We start from the raw sequence: 7,292 nt of genomic DNA, 5'->3' as shown, positions 1-7,292 counted from the left end.
AGAAGGGGTAGCGACCGGGCTCGCTGCTCATCGTCGTCAGACGCACCTCGGTGAAGTCCTCCACCGCGTAGTGTCCGGAACGGCCCCATCCGCTGTCTTTCACCCCGCCGACGGGCAGCGCCGCCTCGCTGGCCATGGTGGGGGCGTTGATGTGGATGATTCCGGTGTCGAACCGCGCGGCGAGATCGAGTCCGCGTGCGCGATCTGCGGTCATGATCGACGCGCTCAGCCCGAATGGCGTGTTCTGCGAGTCGCGGAAGGCCTCTTCTGCATCGTCGAAGGCCTCGACCACGAGCAGGGGGCCGAACGTCTCGTCGGCGCCCGTCGTGCAGATCGCGTCGGCCGGCACCCGGGTGAGGATGGTCGGCGAATAGAGCCGGCCGTCGGCCTTCCCGCCGGTGACCAGCGTCGCGCCGCGATCGACGGCATCCTGAACCCGCGCGTGGATCTGTTCCACGGCGGCGTCGGTGATCAGCGGGCCGATGACGACGGCGGGGTCGCGCGGATCGCCGATCTTCAGCGCCTCGACGCGCTCAGAGAGCCCCGTGACGAATGCGTCGTGGAGCGAGCGCGCCACGTAGACCTTGCGCGAATTCATGCAGACCTGCCCCTGGTGCAAAAACGCGCCGAAGGTCACGGCCTTGATCGACTCCTCGAGATCTGCGTCGTCGAGGATGATGACCGGATTGAAGCCACCGAGTTCCAGCACCATGCGCTTGAGAGCCTTGCCCGCCTGCGCACCCAGAATGCGGGCCGTCTTGTCTGAGCCGGTGAAGTTGATGCAGCGCACCTCGGGGCTCTCGAAGAAGACCTCGGAGATCTCGGCCGCCTTGCCGGGGGCATGCGTGATGACGTTGACGGTGCCGGGCGGAAACCCGGCCTCGTCGAGAATTTCGGCGTGCACGAGTCCGGCCGACATCGGCGCGAGCTCCGATGGTTTGATGACGGTCGTGTTGCCGAAGGCCAGGGGCAGCAGGAACGTGCGCCAGGCGAGGTAGAACGCGCCATTCCACGGGGTGAACCCGGCCACGACCCCGAGCGGTTTGCGCGTGACCGTCGCCGTGCGTCCGGGCACGTCGCTGCGCAGCACGTCGCCCGCCGGAAGGTAGCCCCAGCCCGCCGCCTGCCGCAGCATGGCCGCCGACAGCCGGATCTGGAACGACGAGAAGGCACGGCTCGCTCCGCCCTCGACCGCCATGAGCTCGATGAGTTCTTCGGAGCGGCGTTCGACGATGTCGGCTGCCCTCAAGAACATCAGCTGGCGGGCGCCCGGCGCGAGGTTCGCCCATGCCGGGACCGCGGCTGCGGCAGCCGCGACCGCGGCCCTCGCCTCGGCCGCTCCCCCCGCCGCGGCCTCCACCACGAGTTCGTCGTTGAGGGGGTTGTACACCGGGAAGGTCGGGCCGCCGGCATCCGTCCACTGACCGTCGATGAAATGCGAGGTGACGGTCAAGCGGCCTGCGTCGATGGAGATGGTCATTCAGTCCTCGGTTTCGGTGGTTTTCACTAAAGCGGTGCGGCTGGCCGGTGCGCCCGGGGTGAATCCGCGAACCGCCGCATCCAGCACCTCGCCCGGGTCTGCCGTGCGCTTGCCGGCCCAGGCGATGTGCTGGTCTGGCCTGACAAGCACGACGTCGGCATCGGCATTCGCAGAGGCATCCGCAGACTCGAGATGCACGATCGGGATGCCGCGACTCACGGCCTCCGCCATCAGCGGCGCGACCGCCTCGGCCGAGCCGATCGCGGTGAACCACGGGCCGAGCAGATCGTAGAGCGAGTGACCGTCGACGTGCCGGTGCGGCAGCCGGTTGCCGGCCGCGATCATCGGGCTGTACTCGGCGGGCGTCGGTGCCTGCTCTGCCGAGTGAGGCCCGTAGCCATAGCCGAGAACCAGGCCGACACTATGGAACTCGGGCGATTTCACCCGCTTGATCACCGGTCCGAGTTCTGCCCGAGCGGCCTCGAAGGCGTCGCCGGATGACATCAGAAGTGGATTGCTGAGGTCGATCGAGAGCGACGCCATGTTCGAGGAGGCCAGGTCGATGGTCTGCTGCTCGACGGGTCGGCGCTCGCTGCCGTAGCTGTCGAGAAGTTCGTCGGGCGCCCACCCGTCGATCACGGCCGCGAGCTTCCAGCCGAGATTGACGGCGTCCCCGACCCCGGTGTTGAAGCCGTGTCCGCCCCAGGGCGGATTCTGGTGGGCGGCGTCACCCACGATGAACAGGTGACCCGCGCGGTAGGTGTTGGCGAGCAGGGTTCTCGCCTGCCACGGATCGGTCGCGAGCACGTCGACGTCGATGTCGGCTCCGACGAGCGCGCGCACGATCTCTGCTGCGTGCTCGACGTCGTCGACGTGCGGGGTGCCGGTCGAGATCGCCCACCACGTGCCGTCGTGATCGAGCGGCCCGACCACTCCCGGTGATTCGGGGTTCAACACCCAATAGTGGATGGACCCGGGATGCGGGATGAGGTCGGCCAGTCGAGTCGATCGGAACGTGATGTTGACATTGGGGCGTCCGGCGGCGGCTCCCTCGTAGTGCGCGCCCATCGCCCTGCGCACGACACTGCGCGGGCCGTCGGCACCCGCCACCCAGCGCGCCGCGATGGTGCGCTGTTCTCCTGCGTCGTTCACGACGACGACCTCCGCGTGATCGGGCCCGTCACTCACCTCGATCGCCTGCCATCCCCACAGCAACTCGACGCCCTGCCTGTTCGCGAGGTCGGCGCGCAGCAGTTCCTCGACGAGCGGTTGGGTGACCTGCTGCGCCGGCTCCGGCGACAACTCGGGCGGGGCATCCAGCCCGAGGCAGCCGTCAACGTGCGTGATCTCGCGGCCGGTCACGGTCTGCACGAAGGTCACGCGCTGCGACCAGTCGCCACGGAGCGGCGCTTTCTCGCGCAGCTGGTCTGCGATGCCCCACCGGCGGAAATGCTCCATCGTGCGCACCGACGTGGTCTTCGCCCGGGGCCGGGAGTGGTCGACAGCCGCCCTCGGCTCGACCACCACGACGCGCACATGGTGAAAGGCCAATTCCTCTGCCAACGACAGGCCTACCGGACCTCCACCGACGATCACAACGGGCGGCACTTCGTCAGTCATGGACAACTCCGGCGGGTCAGGTCTTCTTCGACAGTTCGATCGTGCCCCATCGGATCAGTGCCGATTGCACGAACTTTCAATGAATGGCAACATCAGAGCATGACTTCTACGCCGCGACGCGGCGGGCGCCCCGCCTCCGGGGAGCCCTTGCTCGACCGGGCGTTCCGACTGCTCGATGCCTTCCGCGACGACGCGACCCAGCTGACCCTCACTCAGCTGAGCGAGCGCGCCGACATCCCCCTCAGCTCGACGTTGCGGCTCGCCCAGCACCTCGTGCGCCTCGGTGCACTCGAACGCCTCGGCGACGGCGCTTTCACGATGGGGCTTCGCATGCTGGAGTACGCCGCGCTCGCTCCCCGCGGCCACGGTTTGCGCGCGATCGCGTTGCCGTACATGGAAGACCTGCACCGCGCGACCCGCCAGCACGTGCAGCTGGCCGTGCGCGAGAACGACGAGGCCGTCATCGTCGAGCGGCTCTCGGCCCCCGGCGCCGGCAAGGTGCTCTACTACGTGGGCGGACGCGTTCCCCTGCACGGAACGGGCCTCGGCCACGTGCTTCTCGCGCACAGCCGCCCCGAGTTCCAGGAGTCGTACCTCAAGCGCGAACTCGTTCTCGAGCCCGAACACATCGAGCTGACCTCCGCCGAGCTGCGCTCGCGCCTCGACGCCGTGCGGCGCACGGGTGTCGCCCACATGTCGCGCCGGCTGCCCGAACCGGCCACCTCCGTGGCTGCAGCCATCTTCGATCGATCGAACGCATGCGTGGCCGCCATCTCCGTGCTCGGCGCCGACGGCTCACTCGAGAAGAACGTGCTCGAGCCGGCCGTCGTCGCGATCGCTCTGGCGATCTCACGCGATGTGAAGCGAAGCGGGCGCTGACCCGCGGGCAACCGGCGGCACGCCGTGGTCGAGTCGACCCGAGCGAGCCGGGTGAGTTCCGACCATTGAAATGCGCCTATGCCCACCCGTCGGGCCCGGCTTAGGGTTTCGAGCAATTCAGTCGGCAGCGTGGTCGAGGAGGGTGCGTCCGGGACGAACCGGGGGCGCAACGCCCGTGGCTCATCCGCGGCCGGCGGCACCCCACCTCAACGAAAGCGGCGTTCGAATGACCATTCGCGAGTCCATAGATCGTGCTCCTCTCAGCCGTTATCAACTGCTCGTGATCAGCATCTGCCTCCTCATCATCCTGATCGAGGGATACGACCTCCTCCTGATGGCGTTCTCGGCCTCGGCGGTCGCCGCGGAGTTCTCGCTCAACGCCACTCAGATCGGCGTACTCCTCAGCAGCGTCGGCATCGGCCTCGTGGTCGGTTCGGCCGTCATCGCCCCGCTCGCCGACCGCATCGGCCGTCGTCGGATGACGCTGTTGGGGCTCGGCATCGTCATCGTCTCGATGGGCGCATCCGCGCTCACGACCGACATGACCCAGCTCGCAATCGCGCGAGCCGTCACCGGCATCGGAATCGGTGGCCTCGTGGCCGGTCTTCCCGTCGTGATCGCGGAGTTCTCTCCGCAGCGTCGCCGCGCGAGCCTCATCTCGATCAGTACGGCCGGCCTGCCGCTCGGCGGCGTCATCGGCGGCTTCGTGGCCGCGATCGTCCTGTCCGGCCTGGGCTGGCGTGCAAGCTTCGTGGTGGGTGCGGTGCTCACCGCACTCGTGTTCGTGCTGGTGCTCGTGGCGCTGCCTGAATCGATCGACTACCTGCTCGTGAAGCGCCCGCAGAACGCAGTGGGCACGATCAACCGAACCCTCCAGAAGATGCGCCTTCCGCAGATCACGGCACTGCCCGAGCCCGAGCCTCGCCGCGCGAATGCGGTGAGATCGGCGATCTTCACGGGCCGAAACGGCCTGCGGTCGGCGCTGCTCGGTTTCGCATTCTTCGTGATGATGGCCGCCTTCTACTTCGCGAACGGATGGACCCCGCGGCTGCTCGTGCAGAGCGGCATGTCGCCCGAGCAGGGCACGGGAGCGGGCATTCTCCTGAATCTGGGTGGGGCCGCTGCCGCTCTTGTCTTCGCGCTGCTCGCCATCTTCTTCAGAAGCAAGATTCTGGCCGTCATCGCGTTCGCCGGCGCGGCGATCGCGTTCTCCGCCATGGGCGTCTTCTTCGGCGGCGCGGGACTCACCCTGGTGCTCGCGCTCGCGGTGGGCGCCCTCATCCAGACCTGCGCGACGGGCCTGTTCACGCTGGCGCCCGAGTCGTTTCCCGCCGCCGTTCGAACGACCGGCGTCGGCTGGGCCGTATCGCTGGGCAGGGTCGGCGCGATCATCTCGCCGATCCTCGCGGGCGTGCTGATCGATGGCGGGTGGACGGCACCCTCCCTGTACATTCTGTTCGCCGCGCCTCTCGTTCTGGGCGCGGTCGCTGTGGCAATGCTGCGGCTGCCCGACCGCGGGGCCGCTACGCTTCAGAAGACGGATGCGACAGCCCCGGGCGTCGTCGCCGCGTAAACGAACCGCACGAAGGAGTGTCGATGTCGAAACTGTGGCAGAGCGCGGCCGAGGCCCTGCACGAGACGGTGACCGACGGCGCGACGATCGCCGTGGGCGGCTTCGGGCTCTCGGGCAATCCGACCGACCTGATCGAGGCCCTGCGCGAAACCGGCGCGAAAGACCTCACGATCGTGTCGAACAACATGGGCGTCGACGGCAAGGGACTCGGCGTGCTGCTCGAGAATCGGCAGGTGTCGAAGGTGATCGCGTCGTACGTGGGCGAGAACAAGCTCTTCGCCGCGCAATACCTGAGCGGCGAGCTCGAGGTGGAGTTCGCACCCCAGGGCACGCTCGCCGAGCGGCTGCGCGCGGGCGGGGCGGGGATCGCGGGCTTCTACACGAAGACCGGCGTCGGTACTCCGGTGGGCGAGGGCAAGCCGCACGAGGTGTTCGACGGCGAGACCTACGTGCTCGAGCGCGGCATCGTGGCCGACGTGGCGCTCGTGCACGCGTGGCGAGCAGACGCCGAAGGCAATCTGATCTATCGGCACACCGCCCGCAACTTCAATCCGCTCGTGGCCACGGCCGGGCGCCTCACCATCGCCGAGGCCGAGGAGATAGCCGAGGGCTACCTCGACCCGAACGCCATCGTCACCCCCGGCATCTTCGTGCAGCGACTGGTGGAGGCGAGGCCGCGAGAGAAGCCCATCGAGCAGCGCACCACGCGGCCCCGCGGCGCGGCCGACTGAGATCAGCAACGCGTAAGAACGAGGAGGACTCCATGAGCTGGACCCGAGACGAGATGGCGGCCATCGCGGCCGCCGAACTCCGCGACGGCGAATACGTCAACCTGGGCATCGGCATCCCGACCCTCGTCGCCAATCACCTGCCCGACGGCGTCAGGGTGACCCTGCAGAGCGAGAACGGTCTGCTCGGCATGGGCCCGTTTCCATTCGAGGGCGAGGAGGACGCCGACCTCATCAACGCCGGCAAGCAGACGGTCACCCTGCTTCCCGGCGGCAGTTACTTCGATTCGGCCACCTCATTCGGCATGATCCGCGGTGGCCACGTCGCGAAGGCCATCCTCGGTGCACTGCAGGTGGCGGGCAACGGCGACCTCGCCAACTGGACCATCCCGGGCAAGCTCGTCAAGGGAATGGGGGGCGCCATGGATCTCGTCGCCGGCACCCCGCGCGTGATCGTCATCACCGACCACCTCTCGAAAGACGGCACGCCCAAGATCGTGGCCGAATGCGACCTGCCGCTCACCGGGGTGGGCGTGGTCGACCGCATCATCAGCGACCTGGCGGTCTTCGATGTTCAGGATGGCGCATTGGTGCTTCGCGCGATTGCCCCGGGCGTGACTGTCGACGAGGTGCGGGCGAAGACCGGCGCACGATTCACCGTCGACTTCGAAGAGACATCCGCGTAGGAGTTCACGGCGTGCGGTGCGCGTAGTGCCGAGCCGCTCGAACGCGGTTGCCGCACGCCGTGGAGCACCACGTTCGGGTGGAGCGCTCGGGCAGGAACAGTCGGATGCAGTCGCCGGCCGCACAGCTGCGCACCCTCGACGCGGCAGCCGACGTCGCCAGTGCGATCGCATCGCGAGCGAGAGCGGCGAGCGCCTCGTCGATTCCGGCGTTGGTCGTCGACCATCGATTCGTCGGGGTAGTCGCGGTCACGATGAGACGGGGGGCGCCCGGTGAGCGGGCGGCGGTGGCGTTGATGGTCTTCACCTGGTTCTCGGCCGGCGGCGAG

Annotated in this window: 7 protein-coding genes; 4 read left to right on the top strand and 3 right to left on the bottom strand. The window is 68.2% G+C overall.

Annotated elements, in window-relative coordinates:
• Both ACE5CZ_RS13065 and ACE5CZ_RS13060 read right to left on the bottom strand, forming a co-directional pair.
• Positions 1 to 1,480, bottom strand: a 1,480-nt coding sequence (locus ACE5CZ_RS13065; protein WP_374947766.1) for an aldehyde dehydrogenase family protein, incomplete at its 3' end; no start/stop codon positions are given.
• Positions 1,481 to 3,100 (bottom strand): FAD-dependent monooxygenase, encoded by a 1,620-nt coding sequence (locus tag ACE5CZ_RS13060; protein WP_374947765.1) that lies wholly within the window; start codon positions 3,098 to 3,100, stop codon positions 1,481 to 1,483.
• A gap of 99 nt (positions 3,101 to 3,199) precedes the next feature.
• Between ACE5CZ_RS13060 and ACE5CZ_RS13055 the strand changes: the two genes are divergently transcribed.
• The 4 genes from ACE5CZ_RS13055 (at position 3,200) to ACE5CZ_RS13040 (ending at position 6,966) form a co-directional block, all read left to right on the top strand.
• A complete protein-coding gene (locus ACE5CZ_RS13055; protein WP_374947764.1) occupies positions 3,200 to 3,979 on the top strand; it encodes an IclR family transcriptional regulator in 780 nt (259 codons plus the stop codon).
• Positions 3,980 to 4,205: 226 nt separating this feature from the next.
• On the top strand, positions 4,206 to 5,552 hold the full coding sequence (locus ACE5CZ_RS13050; protein ID WP_374947763.1) for an MFS transporter: 1,347 nt from the start codon (positions 4,206 to 4,208) through the stop codon (positions 5,550 to 5,552).
• 23 nt (positions 5,553 to 5,575) lie between these two features.
• Positions 5,576 to 6,283, top strand: coding sequence for a CoA transferase subunit A (locus tag ACE5CZ_RS13045; RefSeq protein WP_374947762.1), 708 nt, complete (start codon positions 5,576 to 5,578; stop codon positions 6,281 to 6,283).
• 32 nt (positions 6,284 to 6,315) lie between these two features.
• Positions 6,316 to 6,966, top strand: a complete 651-nt coding sequence (locus ACE5CZ_RS13040; protein WP_374947761.1) for a CoA transferase subunit B — start codon at positions 6,316 to 6,318, stop codon at positions 6,964 to 6,966.
• Positions 6,967 to 6,970: 4 nt separating this feature from the next.
• On the opposite strand, the gene ACE5CZ_RS13035 is transcribed toward ACE5CZ_RS13040, so the two are convergent.
• On the bottom strand, positions 6,971 to 7,292 hold a 322-nt coding region (locus tag ACE5CZ_RS13035), incomplete at its 5' end, for a CGNR zinc finger domain-containing protein (RefSeq protein WP_374947760.1).

Origin of the sequence: Agreia sp. (assembly GCF_964263775.1) — a bacterium.
In the GTDB taxonomy this organism is placed as follows: Bacteria; Actinomycetota; Actinomycetes; order Actinomycetales; family Microbacteriaceae; genus Agreia.
Note: the sequence above shows the minus strand (reverse complement) of the source record. Positions and strands in the feature narration are given on the sequence as shown.